This is a genomic window from Azonexus sp. R2A61 (genome assembly GCF_021401135.1).
Lineage (GTDB): Bacteria > Pseudomonadota > Gammaproteobacteria > Burkholderiales > Rhodocyclaceae > Azonexus.
Genome location: NZ_JACBFO010000007.1, coordinates 133085 through 151098, shown reverse-complemented (window position 1 = coordinate 151098; position 18014 = coordinate 133085). Strand labels below are relative to the sequence as shown.

18 protein-coding genes are annotated in these 18014 nt (G+C 68.2%); 2 read left to right on the top strand and 16 right to left on the bottom strand.

What is annotated here, in order from left to right; genetic code table 11:
• Together L0962_RS18025 and L0962_RS18020 are read left to right on the top strand one after the other, a co-directional pair.
• A partial coding sequence (locus tag L0962_RS18025) for a HEAT repeat domain-containing protein (RefSeq protein WP_234087941.1) occupies window positions 1–573 on the top strand: 573 nt, incomplete at its 5' end.
• Window positions 570–1853 carry a 4Fe-4S binding protein gene (locus L0962_RS18020; protein ID WP_234087940.1) on the top strand — a complete coding sequence of 428 codons (1284 nt, stop codon included), beginning with the start codon at window positions 570–572 and terminating at the stop codon, window positions 1851–1853. The genes L0962_RS18025 and L0962_RS18020, both read left to right, overlap by 4 nt.
• 158 nt (window positions 1854–2011) lie before the next feature.
• On the opposite strand, the gene L0962_RS18015 is transcribed toward L0962_RS18020, so the two are convergent.
• From L0962_RS18015 to L0962_RS17940, 16 genes are all read right to left on the bottom strand, one after another.
• The gene (locus tag L0962_RS18015; protein ID WP_234087939.1) at window positions 2012–3607 is read right to left on the bottom strand and encodes a rhodanese homology domain-containing protein; all 1596 of its coding nucleotides are present in this window, start codon (window positions 3605–3607) and stop codon (window positions 2012–2014) included.
• Between the two features lie 3 nt (window positions 3608–3610).
• The gene (locus L0962_RS18010; protein ID WP_234087938.1) at window positions 3611–4183 is read right to left on the bottom strand and encodes a cysteine dioxygenase; all 573 of its coding nucleotides are present in this window, start codon (window positions 4181–4183) and stop codon (window positions 3611–3613) included.
• Between the two features lie 17 nt (window positions 4184–4200).
• Entirely contained in the window at window positions 4201–5196 is a 996-nt protein-coding gene (locus L0962_RS18005) for a ketopantoate reductase family protein (RefSeq protein ID WP_234087937.1), read from the bottom strand.
• Complete coding sequence (locus L0962_RS18000; protein WP_234087936.1) at window positions 5193–5963, bottom strand: class II aldolase/adducin family protein; 771 nt, start codon at window positions 5961–5963, stop codon at window positions 5193–5195. The genes L0962_RS18005 and L0962_RS18000 overlap by 4 nt, the downstream gene beginning before the upstream one ends.
• A gap of 10 nt (window positions 5964–5973) precedes the next feature.
• The gene (locus tag L0962_RS17995; RefSeq protein WP_234087935.1) at window positions 5974–6960 is read right to left on the bottom strand and encodes a tripartite tricarboxylate transporter substrate binding protein; all 987 of its coding nucleotides are present in this window, start codon (window positions 6958–6960) and stop codon (window positions 5974–5976) included.
• Entirely contained in the window at window positions 6957–7886 is a 930-nt protein-coding gene (locus tag L0962_RS17990; RefSeq protein WP_234087934.1) for a dihydrodipicolinate synthase family protein, read from the bottom strand. Before L0962_RS17990 ends, L0962_RS17995 begins: the two co-directional genes overlap by 4 nt.
• Window positions 7883–8848 carry a tripartite tricarboxylate transporter substrate binding protein gene (locus L0962_RS17985; protein ID WP_234087933.1) on the bottom strand — a complete coding sequence of 322 codons (966 nt, stop codon included), beginning with the start codon at window positions 8846–8848 and terminating at the stop codon, window positions 7883–7885. The genes L0962_RS17990 and L0962_RS17985 overlap by 4 nt, the downstream gene beginning before the upstream one ends.
• Before the next feature lie 16 nt (window positions 8849–8864).
• On the bottom strand, window positions 8865–9605 hold the full coding sequence (locus tag L0962_RS17980; RefSeq protein WP_234087932.1) for an enoyl-CoA hydratase/isomerase family protein: 741 nt from the start codon (window positions 9603–9605) through the stop codon (window positions 8865–8867).
• A 15-nt stretch (window positions 9606–9620) separates the two neighbouring features.
• Window positions 9621–10553, bottom strand: a complete 933-nt coding sequence (locus L0962_RS17975) for a hypothetical protein (protein ID WP_234087931.1) — start codon at window positions 10551–10553, stop codon at window positions 9621–9623.
• A gap of 7 nt (window positions 10554–10560) precedes the next feature.
• Window positions 10561–11553 carry a tripartite tricarboxylate transporter substrate binding protein gene (locus L0962_RS17970; RefSeq protein WP_234087930.1) on the bottom strand — a complete coding sequence of 331 codons (993 nt, stop codon included), beginning with the start codon at window positions 11551–11553 and terminating at the stop codon, window positions 10561–10563.
• Window positions 11554–11573: 20 nt separating this feature from the next.
• A complete protein-coding gene (locus tag L0962_RS17965) occupies window positions 11574–12953 on the bottom strand; it encodes a phenylacetate--CoA ligase family protein (RefSeq protein WP_234087929.1) in 1380 nt (459 codons plus the stop codon).
• A gap of 31 nt (window positions 12954–12984) precedes the next feature.
• On the bottom strand, window positions 12985–14490 hold the full coding sequence (locus L0962_RS17960) for a tripartite tricarboxylate transporter permease (protein ID WP_234087928.1): 1506 nt from the start codon (window positions 14488–14490) through the stop codon (window positions 12985–12987).
• Window positions 14487–14951: a tripartite tricarboxylate transporter TctB family protein gene (locus tag L0962_RS17955; RefSeq protein WP_234087927.1), complete on the bottom strand. Its 465-nt coding sequence runs from the start codon at window positions 14949–14951 to the stop codon at window positions 14487–14489. Before L0962_RS17955 ends, L0962_RS17960 begins: the two co-directional genes overlap by 4 nt.
• A 278-nt stretch (window positions 14952–15229) precedes the next feature.
• Entirely contained in the window at window positions 15230–15868 is a 639-nt protein-coding gene (locus L0962_RS17950) for a TetR/AcrR family transcriptional regulator (protein WP_234087926.1), read from the bottom strand.
• Between the two features lie 62 nt (window positions 15869–15930).
• Complete coding sequence (locus L0962_RS17945) at window positions 15931–16770, bottom strand: TauD/TfdA family dioxygenase (protein WP_234087925.1); 840 nt, start codon at window positions 16768–16770, stop codon at window positions 15931–15933.
• Between the two features lie 39 nt (window positions 16771–16809).
• A complete protein-coding gene (locus L0962_RS17940) occupies window positions 16810–17799 on the bottom strand; it encodes a tripartite tricarboxylate transporter substrate binding protein (protein ID WP_234087924.1) in 990 nt (329 codons plus the stop codon).
• Window positions 17800–18014: the final 215 nt, after the last annotated feature.

Below are 18014 nucleotides of genomic sequence, written 5' to 3'. Positions count from 1 at the left end.
GCACCGGCCCTGGGCCTGCTCGCCGACGCGTCGCCGGCCGTGCGCCGCGAAGCGGTCGGCGTGCTCGCCTATCTCAAGGACGCCCACGCCTTGCCGGGGCTGGCCGAACGCCTGCGCGCCGACGCCGTCGCCGAGGTCCGCCGGGCGGCCGCCGGCGCGCTGGCCTACGCCGGCGACGACGCCGTGCTGCCGGCCCTCGCCGCCGGCCTCGCCGACGCCGACTGGCAGGTTCGCCAGGAAGCCGCGATCACCCTCGGCAAACTGCTGTTACCGGCGTCGGCGCCGGCCTTGGTCGGGGCACTGGCGGACAGCGCCTGGGAGGTCCGCCTGAAGGCCGCCGCCGCGCTCGGCGGCCTGCGGGCGGTCGCGGCGGTGCCCGGGCTGATCGACAACCTGACGCATCCGATCAGCAACCTGCGCAAGGAAGCCGCCGGGGCGCTCGGTCGGATCGGCGATGCGGCGGCGCTCGAGGCCTTGCGCGAACGCACCGTGCAGGACCCCGACATCGAGGTGCGCAAGGCGGCCTTGCGCGCCATCGAGGCGATCGGGAAGGGCGGCGAGGCCGGCGGATGATCGTCCGGCAGGCCGTCGCCGGCTTCGCCGATGCCCGCCTGGAGGCCCTCGGCGACTGGTTGCAGCGCCGGCAGGCCTGGATCCGGGCGCTGCAATGGGCGCTCGTCGTCGTCTACTACGGCTTGCTGTTCGGGCCGGCGCTGCTGCCGCAGCCGGCCGATCGCGCCGCCGCATTGCACGGTATGGCGGGGTTCGCCGAGATTGTCTTCTGGGGGCTCTGGTGGCCCGCCGTGATCCTCGGCACGATGCTATTCGGCCAGTTCTGGTGCGGTGTTTTCTGCCCGGACGGGGCGTTGACCGAATGGGCCAGCAAGCACGGGCGCGGCGGCAAGATTCCCGCCTGGATGCGCTGGTCCGGCTGGCCGCTGCTGGCCTTCTCGTTGGTCGTCTTCTACGAGCACCTGGTCGACGCCTACCAGTCGCCGCGCGCCATCGTCGTCACCCTCGGCGGCGCTTCGCTGGCCGCCGTGCTGTGCGGCTGGCTGATCGGCCGCGGCAAGCGCGTCTGGTGCCGCTACCTGTGTCCGGCCGGCGGTCTGTTCTCGCTGCTGGCGCGCTGCGCCGTGCTGCATTTCCGCGTCGACCGCGCGGCCTGGGACGGCGCGCCGAAACCCTTGCCGCGCGCCGTCGATTGCCCCTTGCTGCTCGACGTGCGCCGTCTGCGCGGCAACGAGAAATGCAGCATGTGCGGGCGCTGCAGCGGCCATCGCGCTGCGGTGCGCCTGGCCTGGCGGTCATCGGCGGAGGAGGTGGCCGGCGCATGGGACCGGCCGGCCAGTATCGGCGGGGCCATTGGCATCATCGTGGTGCTGTTCGGACTGGGCTTCGGCGTCATGCACCCGGCACCGGAGATGGCCGGCATGTGGCGCGCTTCGGGGATCGCCCCGAGCCTGTCACCGCGTTTCGTGCACATCCTGAGCGGTGCCGGCATGCTGACGCTTTGCCTCACCGTCGGCCTGTCGATCGCCGCCATGGGCAACCGGCTGCTGTTCGTACGCCAGGCTTTCATGTTGATTCCGCTCGGTGGCATGACCTGGCTGCTCGGCGCAATGCAGCACGCGTGCCGTCTGGCCGGCGAACTCGGTTTTCCGGTTGGCGGGTTTCAAGCTGGGTTGGCCTGGGGACTGCCGGCGATCGGTTGTGCTTGGTCGCTGTACGTCGGCGGCCGATTCGGGCGGGCACATCCGGTCGGTCGCCTGCCGCGTTTGGCCTTCCCGATGCTGGTCATTGCGCTGGCTGTCCTGTATTCGCCGCTATCGGCGCCATACGCCGTGCGCTGAAATAGCTTATCAATTCAAAATCGTTTTGCCCGGGGGAGCCGACCATTACATTGAGGACTGGCTGCGGCCTTCATGTCATCTCTCTCCATGCGCGTTTGCGTATTTGCCCGCCCCGGATTTCCGCGGCGGGCATTTTTTTGCCTGGAGGATGTTCGCGATCAGATCACGAAAAAACCGTGCGTGCCGTCGCGCCCCAGTTGCTCGACCAGGCCGAACTCCCAGTCGAGATAGGCCTGCATCGCTTCCTTGGCGTTGTCGGTGCCTTCGTAGGGGCGGCGGTAGCGGTCGATGGGCGGCGAGGCGAGGCGGGTCGGGCCGGTTTCCAGCGCCAGGCCGGCGGCCTGCCAGGCGGCGTTGCCGCCGTCGAGCACGACGACCGGCACGTCGACCAGGGCCTGGATCTCGGCGTGGGCGTATAGGGCCAGCCGGCTGCTGGCGCAGGTCAGCACGTAGCGGCGGGCCGGCGGGATCTGCGCCAGCGCGTCGGCGATCTGCGAGCGCAGCGCGTACCAGGCGCCGGGAATGTGGCCGCGCAGGTAGTTGGCGTGCTGCGTCAGGTCGAGCACGGCGACTTCGTCGGGCACATCGAGCAGGGCGGCCAGCTCGGCAGGCGCAATCAGCGGCGCGGCCGGCGTCGGCGGGAAGGGCGTTTGCCACGGGCCGGTTTCGCTGAAGGCCGGCAGGTCGACCGCAGCATCGAGCACATGGACTTCCCAGTTCATCTGGGCCAGCCAGGAGGCGCTCATCTCGGCGCGGACACCGAGGTCGTCGGCGAGCACGAGGCGGGCGCCGCGCACCGGGGCGACCATTTCCGTTTCCTGGACCAGTTGACCGCCGGCCACCGAGCGGAAGCCGGGCAGGTGGCCGGCTTCGTATTCGGCCGGGTCGCGGACGTCGAAGAAGTAGGTGGTGCGCCCCTGCTGCCCTTGCCAGGCCTGGACGTCGGCCCAGCTGGCGCGCCTGACGCCGGCCCGGTCGGCGACCTGACGGGCGGCGGCTGCGGCTTTTTGCGCATTTTTGCGGTCGACCGCAGGAAAGCGGCGATTTTGCCCATGCTGCAGCGTCTGGCCGGCCAGCGTCCAGCCGATGGTGCCGTTGCGCAGTGCGGCGACCGGGTTGGGCAGGCCGGCGTTGACCAGCGACTGGGTGCCGATGATGCTGCGTGTGCGGCCGGCGCAATTGACGATGACCTGCGTCTGCGGATTCGGCGCCAGCGCCGGCACGCGCAGCACCAGTTCGGCACCGGGCACGCTGGTCGAACCGGGGATGTTCATGGTCCGGTATTCGTCGAAGCGGCGCACGTCGACGACGACCACGTCGGCGTTCCGGTCGAGCAGGGCCTGCACTTCCTCGGCCGAGAACGAGGGCGTGTGCCGCCGTGCCTCGACCAGTTCGCCGAAGGCCTTGCTCGGTACGTTCACGTCGCGGAACAGCTCGCCGCCGGCCGCCGCCCAGCCGGCCACGCCGCCGCGAAAGACGGCGACGTCGCTGTAGCCGAGTTCGATGAGTTTGCGGGCGGCAGCTTCGGCGGCCTGCTCGTCGCCGTCGTCGAGCGTGACGATGGGCACGTCGCGGCGCGGCAGCGTCGCCCAGGCGTTGAGCTCGATGCGGCCGAGCGGGAAGTTGGCGGCAAAGAGCGGATGCGACTGGGCGTGCGGGTCTTCCTCGCGCACGTCGAGCAGCGCGATCTCGCGCTTGTCGAGCAGCGCGGCACGGACTTCGGCATAGTCGGCCCGGCGAATCTCAGCGGCCATCGTTCAGCTCCACAGGTTGGGGACAACGGCGCTAGCGTAGCCCGAAACGAAGGATTTTTCGGCACCGGTCGCCGGATCGAAAACGTGGCGCTGGACGCGGCCGATGTTGCGGCCATAGACGTGGATGCTGATCGACACCGCGTCGGCGAGATCGTTGGCGACTTCGTGCACGTCGCCGATGGTCGGCGAGACGGCAGTGGTCTGGCCGGGCGCCAGGTAGGCGGTACCAGTTTCCCGGTAGCTGCCGTCGGCCTGTTTTTCATAGCTGGTTTCCCGCTCGCGGCCGCGCAGGGCGCCGACCAGGCCCCAGGTCAGGTGGTCGTGCACCGGCGTTTTCTGGCCCGGACCCCAGACGAAGCTGACGATCGACAGGCGGTCGAGCGGATCGGCGTAGAGCAGGTACTGCTGGTAGTACTGCGGGTGCGGCTGGGCGAATTGTTCGGGCAGCCAGTCGTCGCTGGCCACCAGTTCGGCGAGCAGCGGCTGGCCCTGGCTGAGGATGGTCGCTTCGTCCGGGTGGCTGTCGAGCAGGCGGGTGATGCCTTGTACGAAAGTCAGGAGTTTTTCGGTGCTCATGGTTGTGGCTCCAGAAGTCAGGGGGAAAGTTGGCCGGCTTCGGCGTACAGCCGGGCCAGCGTGGGGGTGGGTACTGCGCGGCGACGAGCCAGTTCCAGCACGGCGCCGACGATGGGTTCGAGTTCCAGGGCTTTGCCGGCGCGGCGGTCCTGCAGCATCGAGGTGCGGAAATGGCCGCTGGCGGCGACCTGGGCGGTACGCGCCAGCCGTTCTTCCGGCGGGCGGCCGGCCGGCAGACCGTTGGCCAGCGCGACGGCCTGCGCCTCGCGCATGCCGGCAACGATGGTCCGGTAGTGCGCCGGGTCGGCAAGCAGTGCCGCCATGTCGAGGCCGCTGATGGCCGACAACGGATTGAGCACGACGTTGCCGAGCAGCTTGTCCCAGATCGCGCCGGCGATGTCGCCGCCGCTTTCGGCCTTCAGCCCGGCAGCGGAAAATGCCGCGATCAGGCGGTCGACCGCAACATCGGCGGCATTTTCATCGCTGACGAGCGGTCGACCGAAGACGAAGCGGTCGCCGGGCACGGCAAAGGCGCGGACATGGTCGGGCGCGATGCGGTCGACCGACTTGTGGATGACGCAGGCGATCGTCCGGGCCAGGTCGATCCCGCGCAGCAGCCGGCCGTCGGGGTCGGCGGCGCGGAGTACGCTGCCAGCGTCGAGACGATGCAGGAACCACCACGGCAGGCCGTTCTGGGCGACGACCAGTTGCCCGGATTCGCCCAGCCAGGGTCGGATCTGCGGCCAGGCGGCGGGCAGTTCCTGAGCCTTGATCGTGACGATGACGAAATCGTGAACCTTTGGCCGGTCGGCCGCCAGCACCGGAAAATCGGTGTGCACGACCGACCGTTCACCGTCCTCGACGGTGAGCGGCAAAGGCAGGGGGCTGCCCGGGCGGTTGACCAGCGTCACCGGCAGGCCGGCGGCCAGCAGCCGGCTGCTCAGGTAGAGGCCGATGGCGCCGGCACCGAAGACGGCAATGCGGGGCGCCGCAGTGTTCGGCAGTGCGCTCAATTGCGGTAGCCCGGCAATTCGCGGTCGAGCCGGCGCAGCAGCGCGGCCCATTCCCGCTTGCCGGAGGGAAAGAAGCTGGCCTGTGTGCCGTAGATCTGGCGCCCCTGTTCGAGCGTCCGCTCGATCACTTCCGGCGATGGCGTGCGCAGCGGCACGCCGGCCGACTGGGCGGCAAGCTGGAAGCGGCAGGCTCGTTCGAGCCGCCAGATACGGGCGAAAGCTTCGCCCATGTTGCGGCCGACCGCCAGCGTGCCGTGGTTGCGCAGGATCAGGATCGGCTTGTCGCCGACGTCGGCGAGGATGGAGTCGCGCTCCGCCTCGTCGAGAACGACGCCCTGGAAGTCGTGGTAGGCAACGTCGCCGAGCACCATCAGCGCCATCTGGGTCAGCGGCAGCAGGCCGCCTTCCTGGCAGGAGACGGCGACGCCATCGCGGCTGTGCAGATGCACCACCGCCGCGGCATGCTCGACGTTGGCGTGGATGGCGCCGTGGATGACGATGCCGGCCGGGTTGAGGTCGCCGTCGCCGGCCACCACCTGGCCGTCGAGATCGACCTCGAGGATGGACGAGGCGGTGACTTCCTCGAACAGGACGCCGAGCGGGTTGATCAAGTAACGGTCGTGGCGGCCGGGAACGCGGATCGACAGGTGGGTGGCGAGCAGGTCGGTCCAGCCGAACAGCGCGACCAGCCGGCACGCGGCGGCGAGATCGACGCGGGCCTGGTGCAGTGCAGCCTGGTCGACCGCCTGGTCTGCGGGTGCATTCATGACAGTCTCCTCAATCCAGCTTGGCACCGGACGCCTGGACGATCTTGCCCCAGCGGGCGTAGTCGTCGCGGATCGTTTTGGTGAACGCGTCGGGCGTCGTATGCACCGCGTCCAGGCCGCCGCGACTCAAACGCTCGCGGGTTTCCGGCGATTGGGCAATGCGCACCAGTTCCTGGTTCAAGCGCGTCACGATGTCTTTCGGCGTGGCTGCCGGCACCACGATGCCGAACCACGAATTGACGTCGAACTGCGGCAGGCCGGCTTCGCTGGCGCTCGGCACGTCCGGGATCAGCGGCGAGCGCTCCTTGCCGGAAATCACCAGGCCCTTGACCTTGCCGGCCTTGATCTGCGGCGCCAGCACGGTCAGGGTGTCGAAGGCCAGGTCGACCTCGTTGCCGAGCAGGGCGGTGACGGCCGGCGCGCTGCCCTTGTACGGCACGTGCAACAGGTCGGTGCCGGTCAGGTTCTTGAACAGTTCGCCGGACAGGTGGCACAGCGTGCCGTTGCCGCACGAGGAATAGGTCAGCTTGCCCGGCGCCTTCTTGGCGGCGGCGATCAGTTCCTTGACGTTGTGGGCCGGCGTGACGGCGCTGGCGCCGATCACGTAGGGCACCGAGGCAACGATGGAGACCGGCGCGAAATCGCGGAACGGATCGTAGGGAATCGCCTTGTTCAGGTGCGGCAGCACGGTCAACTGCCCGGCCGGCGCCAGCGACAGCGTATAGCCGTCCGGCGCCGCCTTGGCCGCGGCCTCGGCGGCGATGGCAGTGCCGGCGCCCGGCTTGTTCTCGACGACCACCGGTTGCTTGAACACCAGCGACAGCTTCTCCGCGTACAGGCGGCCGACGGTGTCGGCGGCGCCGCCCGGCGGGAAGGGGACGATCAGCTTGAACGGCTTGCTCGGCCACGGATCGGCGGCGAAGGCCGGGGCCGCGGCGAGCAGCGAGCCGACGGCCAGGAAGGCGCCGAGGAGATGGGATAGCGGACGATGGGTCATGGGTTTTCTCCCTGTGATGGTCTTTGGTGAATGGATGATGGAAATTCGGTCAGTTGCGTCAGCAACTGCCGCACGTCTTCGCGTCCGCTGGCGGACAGCGCCTTCTGCGGCGGCAGCGGGTCGCCGACCGCGTAGCCCTGCAGCGCCAGGCCGCCCTTGATGCAGGCGGCGAGGTTGTATTTGGCGAAGGCCTGGTTGAGGCGCCACAGGCGGCGTTGCAGGTCCATCGCCGCGGTCCACTCGCCGCGTCGGCAAAAATCGTAGAGCGCGACGCTCTGCCGCGGCGCCAGGCAGGCTGGACCGGCCATCCAGCCGCGGCCGCCGATCAGCATGACGGCGGCGGGGATGTGCGCGGAGGCGGCGAAGACCTCGATGCGGCCTTCCGTGCGCTCGAGGATGGAAAGCAGCCGGCCGGTGTTCGGCGAAGCGTCCTTGAGGTAGCGCACCGTCGGCAGCCGCGACAGCCGCTCGATGACCGGCAGGCTGAGGTCGGCGCGCTGGAAGGTCGAGTTGGTGTACAGCACGACCGGCAGGTCGGTGGCGCCGGCGATGGCCGCGAAGTAATCGTGGATGGCCTCGTCGTCGAGCGGGAAATAGGCTTCCAGGATGGCCAGGATGCCGGCGCAGCCGAGCGCCGCGAATTCCTTCGCCTGGCGCACCGCGTCGGCGGTCGTGCTGGCGGCGACGCCGGGCACCACCGGCACCCGGCCGGCCGCCGCGTCGACGACGACCTCGACGATGCGTTTCTTCTGCGCCCAGTTCAGGTAGGCGAACTCGCCGGTCGAACCGAGCGGCGACAGGCCGTGTACGCCGGCCGCGATCAGGTCGTCGCACAAGCGGGCGAGGACGGCGCTTTTCACCCGTCCGGCCGCGTCGACCGGCGACACCAGGTAGGGAAAGACGCCGTGGAAGCCGTCGGCGCTCATTCGGCCTTGATCCCGGTCGCCTTGACGACGCGCTGCCACTTGGCGACTTCCTGCTTCAGGTAGGCGCCGAACCTGGCCGGCGAACCGCCGACCGGCTCGTAGCCGATGGCTGCGAGTTGTTCGCGGACTTCCGGGCGGGCGAGGATCTTCTCGATCTCGCCATTCAGCCGCTTGACCGCCTCGGCCGGCGCGCCGGCCGGCAGGAAGAGGCCGACCCAGGTGGCATCCTCGAAACCGGGAAAGCCGGATTCGGCTACCGTCGGCACCTGCGGCAGCACCGGGCTGCGTGTTGCACCGGTAACCGCCAGTGCCACCAGCTTGCCGGCTTTCACGTGCGGCACGGCCGGCGGCAGCGGGATCGACACGAACTCGACTTCGCCGCCAATGCCGGCGATCAGCGCCGGGCCGCCGCCCTTGTACGGCACGTGGGTGACCGTCACGCCGGCCAGCGTCCCGAACAGGTATTCGGCCGACAGGTGAGGTGTGGTGCCGGCGCCCGGCGTGCCGTAGTTGAGTTTGCCCGATCTGGCCTTGGCGATGGCTTCCGGCAGCGTTTTGGCGCCTAGACCGGGTGTCGCCAGCAGGATGTTCGGGCTGGCGGCGACGTTAATTACCGGGGTCAGGTCCTTCTCGGCGTCGTAGCCGGCGGCCGGGTTGAGGCTGGGGCTGACCGCGACGGCGGTCGTCGTCAGCAGCGCGGTGTAGCCGTCGGCGGTGGCGCGGGCGACTGCCAAGGTGCCCACCACGCCGCCTGCACCACCCTTGTTCTCGATCACGACAGGCTGGCCCAGGGCGGCCGACAGGCGTTCGGAAATCAATCTGGCCAGAACGTCGGCGGTGCCGCCTGGCGGAAAGGGGACGACCAGCTTGACGGCTCGTTGCGGATAGCCATCGGCGAAAACCGGTGCTGCCAGCGCCAGTAAACTTGCGGTCAACAGGCTGCGGATGGAAAAAAAGGACATGATTTGTCTCCCGGGGTCAGTGGCCGGAAAACACCGGCGGGCGTTTCTCGGTGAATGCGGTGATGCCCTCGACGAAGTCGGCCGAGGTGTTGATCGTCTCGATCGCGGCGCGGGCGTTGGCGGCGAGTTCGGTCGGTCCCTTGGCCAGGGTCTGGCCGACGAAGCGCTTCAACAGGCTGAGCACCAGCGGCGCGTTGGCGGCGAGTTGCGCGGCCAGGGTGCGGGCCGTCGCCAGTTCCTCGCCGAGCGGGACGACACGATTGACCAGGCCGACCTCGTAGGCGCGCCGGGCATCGATGTTGCCGCCAACCAGCAGCAACTCCATCGCCACCTTGTGCGGGATGCGCGCGGCGAGCGACGAGATCAGGCCGCCGGAGAAGCCGACCTTGGCTTCCGGGTAGGAAAACACGCTGTTGTCGGCGGCGACGGCAAGATCAGCGAACTGCACCAGCACCAGACCGCCGCCGACGACCAGGCCGGCGGTGACGGCGATGATCGGCTTGTCCACCGCAATGCCGGCGCCAGGGATGGCGCGCCACAGGTCATGGGGAATGTCGCGCAGGTTGGCGCCGGCGGTGAAGGCCTTGCTGCCGCTGGCCTTGAGGATGGCGACGCGATCTTCCGGGCTGGCGTTGAAACGTTCCCAGGCCAGGCGCAGTTCGGCGACCACCTCGTGGGTCAGGACGTTGTATTTGTCGGCGCGGTCGATGGTGATTTCGGCGACGCCGTCGCGGGATTCGTAAAGCACTTCGGGCATGGGTTTTCCTGGGGGTCAGAGGCTGCAGAAAGCAGGTTGGTCGGTCTGGCCGAGCGTGGCCTCGCGCTGGGCGCGGGCGGCCAGGCGGGCGGCTTCGGCGTCGTCGCGCAGACGCGCTAGTTGGTCGGCGGCGATGCGCTCGGGGTTGGCGTAATCGAGTTTCCAGTCGGCCGGGCCGGGCCAGCGCAGCGGCGACTGCCAGGTGGTACGCGGCGCCGCGGCCTCGCCCAGCAGGTTCAGCGCGAGCAGCAGCGTCAATTCCTGGGCGGCCGGGTCATGCGGCCTGCCGGCAGCATTGCCGAGCGGGAAATCGGAAAACAGGAAGCGCGGCACGCCGACCCGTTCGACCACGTCGCGGGCGCAGCCGAGGACGACGGTGGCGATGCCGTGGGCTTCGAGATGGCGGGCGGCCAGCGCCAGACTCTGGTGGCAGACCGGGCAGTTGGCGACGAGCAGCGCCGCCTCGACGCCGTCGGCGCGGCAGCGGGCGAGCAGTTCCGGCGCATCGACCTCCATCGTCTGGCGCTGGCTGCGGTTGGTCGGAAAACCGTGGAAGCGCGGCGCCAGTCGCAGCGCGCCGCGCGCCGCCAGTGCCCGCAGCCGGGGCAGCGGGAACCAGCAGGCGCTGTCGCGCATCGTCGTGTGCTGGCGGTCGATGGCGACATGGGCGATGCGCAGGTCGTGGTCGATGGCGCTGTCGCCGGAATAGACCTGCCAGAACTTGGCGGCGGCGTTGTAGGGGGCGCCCGGGCCCTGGTCGCCGTGCTCCGGCCGGTACGGCGCGGCGGTGGTGACCAGGGCGACGGTCGTTGCGGTCAACGGCTTTTTCAGGGCAAAAAACGGCGCGTCGTCGTGCCGGGCCCAGACGTAGGGCTTGTCGTAGCCGAGCGCCAGATACCAGGCGCGGGTGCGCGCCAGGTAGTCGATCGGGGCGTCGTGCTGGCTCACGCTCGGTTTACTCCAGCGTGATGCCGGCCTGGCGGACGACCTTGCCGTACTTGGCGTAGTCGTCGCGGATGCGCTGGGCGAACTGTTCCGGCGTGCCCGGCGAGGCCTGCAGCGCCTGGCCGGCGAGGCGTTCCTTGACCGCCGGCTGGGCCAGGATGGCGGTGATTTCGCCGTTGAGCCGCTTGACGATCTCCTTGGGCAATCCGGCCGGGCCGACCAGGCCGAACCACGACGGCACCTCGAAGCCGGGATAGCCCAGTTCGGCGACGGTGGGCACCTCGGGCAGCAGCGGCGAGCGTTCCTTGGCGGCAATCGCCAGGCCCTTGACCTTGCCGGCCTTGATTTGCGGCGCCAGCACGGTGAGTGTGTCGAACGCCAGGTTGACCTCGCCGCCGAGCAGCGCCGTGACCGCCGGCGCGCTGCCCTTGAACGGCACGTGCAGCAGCTTGACGCCGGCTTCCCCGGCGAAATACTCGCCGGCCAGGTGGATGATCGTCGTGCTGCCCGACGACGAGAACGTCACGTCACCCGGCTTGGCCTTGGCCAGGGCGACGGCTTCCTTCAGCGTGGCGGCCGGGAAATTCGGCGCGGCAGCGATGGCGACGGCGGTGTAGGCGACCTGGGAGATCGGCGTGAACGCGGTCAGCGGCTCCAGCCGGCCGCTTTTCTGCACGTGCGGCAGGATCGTCAGCTGGCCGGTCGGCGCAATCGCCAGCGTGTAGCCGTCGGCCGGCGACTTGGCGACGTAGTCGGCGGCGATGGCCGTGCCGGCGCCCGGCTTGTTCTCGACGATCACCGATTGCTGCAGGCGCTCCGACAGCTTTTCGGCAACGATCCGGCCGACGGCATCGGCGGCGCCGCCGGGCGGGTAGGGAACGACCAGCTTGATCGGCTTGCTCGGCCAATTGTCGGCCTGGGCGGCGAACGGCGTCAGGACGGCGAGGGCAGCGGCGATCAGTGCGGCGCGGCGGGTGAAGCGGGGGAGTTTTACGGTCGACATGGGATTTCCTCGAAAAATGCTCAGGGTTGCGGGGCGACTTCGATCAGCTTGGTCTTGCCGCCGGTGCGCGGCAGGCTGCCGAAGGGCAGCAGGGTGACCGCCGGGCGGAAGGTCAGCAGTTCGCGGATGCGTTGCTCGATGCGTTGGGCGATTTCCGGCCATTGGGCTTCCGGCAGGCCGGCGGCGGCTTCGACGGCCAGGCGCAACTGGCCTTCGACGCGCGGCGGCGGCGCGTCGAGACGGATGCGCAGCTCGCCGGAGATTTCCGGCTGGAACTGCAGGACGACGCTCTGGATCGCCGCCGGATAGACCTTGACCCCCTTGATCGCCAGCATGTCGTCGACCCGGCCGACGATCTGCAGGCGGGTGCCGAAGACGCCGCAGCCCGGGCATTCACCGACGTTGATCCTGATGATGTCGCCGGTGGCATAGCGGAAGGCCGGCGCCGCCTGGTAATCGAGCGCGGTGTGCAGGGCCTCGCCGACGGCGCCGTCGGTCAGCGGAATCGGTTCCTTGGTCACCGGATCGACCAGGTCGTAGCGGAAGCAGCTATCGTCGGTGAGATAGTGCATGCCGTGGTAGTCGCTGCTGGCGCAGGAGATCAGCGCGTTGTGCCAGGCACCGCCCATCATGTCGAAAACCTCAGCACCGAAATGCTCGCGTACCCGCTGGCGGAAGGCCGGCAGGCCGGCCCCCGGCTCGCCGGCGCAGAGGATGCGGCGGATGCCCAGCGCGCCGACCGGCTTGCCGATTTCGCCCGGGGCGCGGTCGATCAGCTGGTTGATCATCGACGGTGTGGCGAACAGCGTCGTCGGTCGGGTGAAGTTGATGTAATTCAGGATCTTCGGCACCCCGGCCTCGGCGCCGAGCGCCACCGGGCGGGCGCCGTAGGCTTCCAGCGCCTGCACGTAGGTGACGCCGGCCAGCCACAGCGACAGGCCGAAGGCGTGGAAAGTCGTCTCGCCCGGCCGGATGCCGGCTTCGGCGAACAGGCGGGCGAGCGTCTGGTGCGAAATCTCCAGATCGCGTTTCGTGAAGGCGTAGAAAGTCGGCTGGCCGGTGGTGCCGGAGGTGCCGGCCAGATGGACGACGCTCTCCAGCGGTGCCGTCAGGTGCAGGCCGAACGGGTGGTTGTAGCGGGCCAGCGAATCTTCCTGCGACTGGCGGTGGCTGACCTTGTCCATGAAGGCCGGCAGGCGGCGGAAATCGTCAATGCTGCGGATGTCGTCCGGCGACGTCAGGCCGGCGGCCAGGAAGCGCGGGCGGAAGTAGTCTTTGTTGGACCACAGGTAGCGGATCTGCTCCCGGAGTTTCCGGAAACGGTGTTCGCCAAGCTGTGCCTGGTATTCGGCGGGATCGCGGGTGGCGATGGCGTAGGGATTGTGCGGGTTGAGGCTCATGGTTCTTGGTGTTTTCTAAAGGCGTTCGAAATCAGTCTTCCTGGAAGGCCACTTCCCGGGTTTTGCGTACCGCTGGCAGGGCGACGACAACGATCAGCAGGACAGCCAGGGCGAGCAGGGTGGCGCTGAGCGGCCGGCTGACGAAGACGGTGGCGTCGCCGCGGGCGAGGAGCAGCGCGCGGCGCAGGTTTTCCTCCATCAGCGGGCCGAGCACGTAGCCGAGCAACAGCGGGGCCGGCTCGCAGCCGATCTTGATGAACAGGTAGCCGAGGGCGCCGAAACCGACCGCGAAGGCAATGTCGACCGCGCTCTGGTTCACGCTGTAGATGCCGATGCCGCAGAACAGCAGAATGGCCGGGTAAAGCAGGCGATAAGGCACCTTCAGCAGGCGCACCCAGATGCCGATCAGCGGCAGGTTGAGCAGCACCAGCAGCGCGTTGCCGATCCACATGCTGGCGATCAGGCCCCAGAACAGTTCCGGGCGCTCGGTCATCACCTGCGGGCCGGGCACGATGCCGTGGATCATCATTGCCCCGACCATCAGCGCCATCACCGCGTTGGACGGGATGCCCAGCGTCAGCATCGGGATGAACGAGGTCTGGGCGCCGGCGTTGTTGGCCGATTCCGGGCCGGCGACGCCTTCCACCGCACCCTGGCCGAAACGCGAAGGATCGTCGGAGAGCTTCTTTTCCAGCGAATACGAGGCGAAGGAACTGAGCACCGCACCGCCGCCCGGCAGCACGCCGAGGATCGAGCCGAGGAAGGTGCCGCGCATGACCGGTTTCCAGCTGCGCCGGAAATCCTCGCGGCCCGGCCACAGGCGGCCGACGTTGCTGGTGAAGATCTGCCGGCTTTCGTTCTTTTCCAGGTTGTGGATGATCTCGGCGATGCCGAACAGCCCCATCGAGACGATGACGAAGTCGAAACCGTCGGAAAGCTCGGGAATACCGAAGCTGAAGCGTTCGATGCCGGAATTGACGTCGGTGCCGACGATGCCGATCAGCAGGCCGAGCAAGGTCATGGCGATGGCCTTGAGCAGCGAACCGGAAGCGAGCACAACGGCGGCGACCAGACCGAGGACCATCAGCGAAAAGTATTCGGCCGGCCCGAATTTCAGGGCGATTTCCGAGAGCGGCGTGGCCAGCACGGCGATCAGCATCGTGGCGAAGGTACCGGCGAAGAAGGAACCGAGGGCGGCAACGCCGAGTGCGGTGCCGGCGCGGCCCTGACGCGCCATCGCATAACCGTCGAGGCAGGTGACCACCGAAGACGATTCGCCGGGCAGGTTGACCAGGATGGCGGTGGTCGAACCGCCGTACTGGGCGCCGTAGTAGATGCCCGACAGCATGATCAGCGCCGACAGCGGCGGCAGGCCGTAGGTCACCGGCAGCAGCATGGCAATCGTCGCCACTGGGCCAAGACCGGGCAGAACGCCGATCAGGGTGCCCAGGGTGACGCCGACCAGGCAGTAGAAAACGTTGCCCAGGGTCAGCGCGGCTTCGAAGCCCTGACCCAGTTGTCCGAGCAGTTCGATCATGCCGGAAATACCTGCAGGGGCAGGCCGAGCGCCCAGGAGAAGACGATCGAGGCAAAGGCGGCCAGCGAGGTGCTCAGGACGCCGATTTCCTTCCAGCAGAATGCCTGGCTGGCAATGCCGGAAACGACGACCAGGCCGACGGTGGCGACGATCAGGCCGAGGCTTTGCAGCGAAAAGGCGAACACCAGCATGGCGACGCCGATCAACAGCAGCGAGCGCAGGCAGGGCTTCTCGATCAACTGGCTTTCTTCGCGGGTCAGGTCGACGCGGGCGTTGCGGGCGGCCAGGAAAAGACCGATCACCGCCAGCAGCGCGCCGAGGACGAGCGGAAAATAACCCGGTCCCATGCGCATGGCGGTGCCGATCTTGTACGACAGCGAGCCCCAGGCGAAGAGGCTGCCGGTGACGAGAAAGAACAAGCCGGTGGTGAAATCCTGTTGGCGGATCAGACGAAGTTTCATGGGACGATCTCCCCGGAAATGAAAAACAGACCAAGCGTCTAGCGATGGATCAAAAATGCGCGGATGCTTTTTCTGGGGATTCCGGAAAACGCGTCCGCGCCTCGATATGGCTGGGACTATAGGCAGCGCGCCGGGTGGGGAGAACGATTTAGACCTGAATAGCTTATTGGGATCGGTTCTATATCGATTCGGCGAATTGCCGGGGTGCCGGCCGGGCATTTCATTGGTCTCGGGATGCCCGGTACGGCAGCCGTTCCGGCGGGGCGGCGAGGTCTCAATCAGGCCCGCGGCAGGCCGGCAAACCAGCCGTCGGCAAAGATCAGCAGCGGGGCGATCTTGCGGACCAGCTTGGCGCGCAGCACGGCGCCTTCCCAGCCGATCCAGAAAAAGGCGGCGAGTTGTTCGCAGTCGGCATCGCTGCGCAGGGCGCCGTCCTGCTGCGCGGCGTGCAGGCAGAGGGCGAGCCGTTGCTGCCAGTCGACAAAGGTCGCTTCCAGCTTGGCGCGGAAGGTTTCCGGCAGCGAGTTCATCTCCTGGCCGAGGTTGCCGATCAGGCAGCCGCGCTGGAAATCGTGTTTTTCCATGCCGCGCCCGGCATCGGCAATGAAGTTGGCGATGCGCTGCAGCGGCGCTACCGTCCGGTCGCTCAACTGGCGGTTGAGCTTGCGGGCGAAATAGGCGGCGTAGCGGTCGATGACCTCGACGCCGAAGGCTTCCTTGCTGTCGAAGTAGTGATAGAAGGAACCTTTCGGTACGTCGAGCCGGTTCAGGATTTCGCCGATGCTGGTCGATGCGAAGCTTTTCTCGGTCAGGATTTCGACGCCGCAGCGGATCAGTGCGTCGCGTGTGTCGAGTCCGTCCTGGTGCTGGCGGGGTGGGCGGCCGGGGCCGCTGCGGGGGGTAGGTTTGCCGGTCATTCGGGGATATTGCGGGGTTCCGGCAAGCGCAGGCGCGGCTGCCGGAAGATCAAGGGCGCGTTTCAGAAAGTGACCCGGTGCATGCGCCGGTAAGCCGGCAGGTAGTCGGCCACGGCGTAGTGCGAGGTAGTCAGGTTGTCCCAGATGGCGACGGTCCCGTATTCCCAGCGCAACCGCGCCTGCGCCTCGGGGCGCTCGTACAGGGCGTGGAGACGGGCGAGCAGCCAGTCGCTCTCGCCGCGCGTCAGGCCGTTGATGCGCTCGACGTACTTGGGATTGGTGAACACGTATTTCTCGCCGGTGACCGGGTGGGTACGGATCAACGGATGGCTGACCGGGACCTGTTCGTTGCGGATCTGGCGGTAGCGGGCTTCGCCGTCGGGCTGGCTGCGCAGGATTTCCGGCCAGCCGCTGTGCTCGATGCTGTGGGTGGCCGTCAGGCCTTCGAGGCGAGCGGCGAGATTGGCGTCCAGCGCCTGGTAGACCGCACGACCGCTGGCCCAGATCGTGTCGCCGCCGGCTTCCGGCAACTCGACCGCCTGCAGCACCGCGCCGGCCGGCAGATCGGCCAGGTAGCTGAGATCCTGGTGCCACTGGTCGGTGGTATAGCGCGGGCCGCCCGGCCGGGTTTCGAGCACCTCGACGATGGGGTTGTCCGCCGAGGTCGGGAAGTAGGCCTTGCCGCCGTCGGCGGTGCCGAAGATCGAGGCGATCTCGACCTGGCGTTGGGCGTCCAGCGTCTGCCGGCGGAAGAAGAGCACGGCGAAATGGGCCAGCGCGGTGCGCAATTCCTGTTGCGCGGTATCGTCGAGCGGCGCCGACAGGTCGAGGTCGTGGATCAGTGCGCCGATGGCCGGCGTATAGCGTTCGGCCCGGAAACGGGTGAAGGTAGGGAGGCTCATGAACGAAAAATCTCGTGTGGATGGGAGGCAGGGGACGGCTTACTTGCCGCTGTCGACGGCGGCCTTGTAACGCCGGCGTTCGTCCAGTTCGCGCTTGATCCGCTCGCCGAAGGCCGGGCCGGAGAGGAACAGGGCCCGCCGTCCGGGACCGTCGGCGACGCCCTTGTACACCGTGCTCTTTACCGATTCGCCGACGGCGCGGGTGAATGCGTCGACGATCTCGCGCGGCGTGCCGGCCGGGGCGAGCAGGCCGTTCCAGATGGTCAGGTCCGGCTCGCGGATGCCCAGTTCCTTGCGCGTCGGCACATTCGGCAGTTCCGGCAGGCGCTCGTTGCCGATCACCAGCAGGGGCACCAGGCGGCCTTCGCGGTAATGGCCGAGGGCGACCGACGGATCGGCGGTACCGATCTGGGTGTGCCCGGCGATCAGGTCGGACAGTTGCGGCGCCGAGCCCTTGTACTGGACCTTGAGCAGGTCGAGCTTGTAATGGCGGGCCAGTTGCTCGACCGACAGCTCGGAAAGCGCGCCGGCTCCGGTGACGCCGAATGCCAGTTGCGGCTTGCTGCGGTCGCGGGCGCGGACCAGGAATTCGTCGAAATTCTTCACGCCGAGCGCCGGGTGGGCCCAGAACACGTAGGCGCTTTCGACGATGGCGGCAATCGGCGTGAAATCGGCCACCGGATCGAATTGCACCGGCTCCAGCGAGGAAACGACGTTGCCGACCACCGATGTGGTGTTGCCGAACAGGAAGGTGTAACCGTCCGGTTTGCTGCGCGCGACATGGCGGATGCCGATGGCGCCGGTGGCGCCGGCACGGTTTTCGACGATCACCGGCTGTTTCAGGCGAACGCTCAGATCCTGGGCCAGTGCCCGGGCGTAAACGTCGGATTCGCCGCCGGCCGGCCAGGGAACGACCAGATGGATTTCCTTGGCCGGCCAGCCGGTCTGGGCGGATACCGGGCTGGCGAAGGGCAGGGCGAGGCTGCCGAGGGCGAGGGCGATGAGCTTGCGGCGGGAAGAATTGGGCATGGGGGGCTCCTGGCGTTGAATCGGCTGAAATGGCGGTTTGTTGCGGTCGACCGCAGGGTTGGCGCAAAAACTGCCGACCGGAATTCCTAGCCGACCGGTTTAGAAAGGAGGCCACCTTAAGACTGGCAGTGCAGCGGCATGAAGGAAATTAAGCCTATAAACAGCGTGCAGCCGCCGGGATAAGGGTCGATGCAATGTGTATAAGCGGCCTGGCT

Bases quoted from the DNA above. Each gene is read 5' to 3' on its own strand.
- L0962_RS18020 (WP_234087940.1), top strand. From the start codon at position 570: ATGATCGTCCGGCAGGCCGTCGCCGGCTTCGCCGATGCCCGCCTGGAG.
- L0962_RS18015 (WP_234087939.1), bottom strand. From the start codon at position 3,607: ATGGCCGCTGAGATTCGCCGGGCCGACTATGCCGAAGTCCGTGCCGCG.
- L0962_RS18010 (WP_234087938.1), bottom strand. From the start codon at position 4,183: ATGAGCACCGAAAAACTCCTGACTTTCGTACAAGGCATCACCCGCCTG.
- L0962_RS18000 (WP_234087936.1), bottom strand. From the start codon at position 5,963: ATGAATGCACCCGCAGACCAGGCGGTCGACCAGGCTGCACTGCACCAG.
- L0962_RS17995 (WP_234087935.1), bottom strand. From the start codon at position 6,960: ATGACCCATCGTCCGCTATCCCATCTCCTCGGCGCCTTCCTGGCCGTC.
- L0962_RS17990 (WP_234087934.1), bottom strand. From the start codon at position 7,886: ATGAGCGCCGACGGCTTCCACGGCGTCTTTCCCTACCTGGTGTCGCCG.
- L0962_RS17985 (WP_234087933.1), bottom strand. From the start codon at position 8,848: ATGTCCTTTTTTTCCATCCGCAGCCTGTTGACCGCAAGTTTACTGGCG.
- L0962_RS17980 (WP_234087932.1), bottom strand. From the start codon at position 9,605: ATGCCCGAAGTGCTTTACGAATCCCGCGACGGCGTCGCCGAAATCACC.
- L0962_RS17970 (WP_234087930.1), bottom strand. From the start codon at position 11,553: ATGTCGACCGTAAAACTCCCCCGCTTCACCCGCCGCGCCGCACTGATC.
- L0962_RS17965 (WP_234087929.1), bottom strand. From the start codon at position 12,953: ATGAGCCTCAACCCGCACAATCCCTACGCCATCGCCACCCGCGATCCC.
- L0962_RS17960 (WP_234087928.1), bottom strand. From the start codon at position 14,490: ATGATCGAACTGCTCGGACAACTGGGTCAGGGCTTCGAAGCCGCGCTG.
- L0962_RS17955 (WP_234087927.1), bottom strand. From the start codon at position 14,951: ATGAAACTTCGTCTGATCCGCCAACAGGATTTCACCACCGGCTTGTTC.
- L0962_RS17950 (WP_234087926.1), bottom strand. From the start codon at position 15,868: ATGACCGGCAAACCTACCCCCCGCAGCGGCCCCGGCCGCCCACCCCGC.
- L0962_RS17945 (WP_234087925.1), bottom strand. From the start codon at position 16,770: ATGAGCCTCCCTACCTTCACCCGTTTCCGGGCCGAACGCTATACGCCG.
- L0962_RS17940 (WP_234087924.1), bottom strand. From the start codon at position 17,799: ATGCCCAATTCTTCCCGCCGCAAGCTCATCGCCCTCGCCCTCGGCAGC.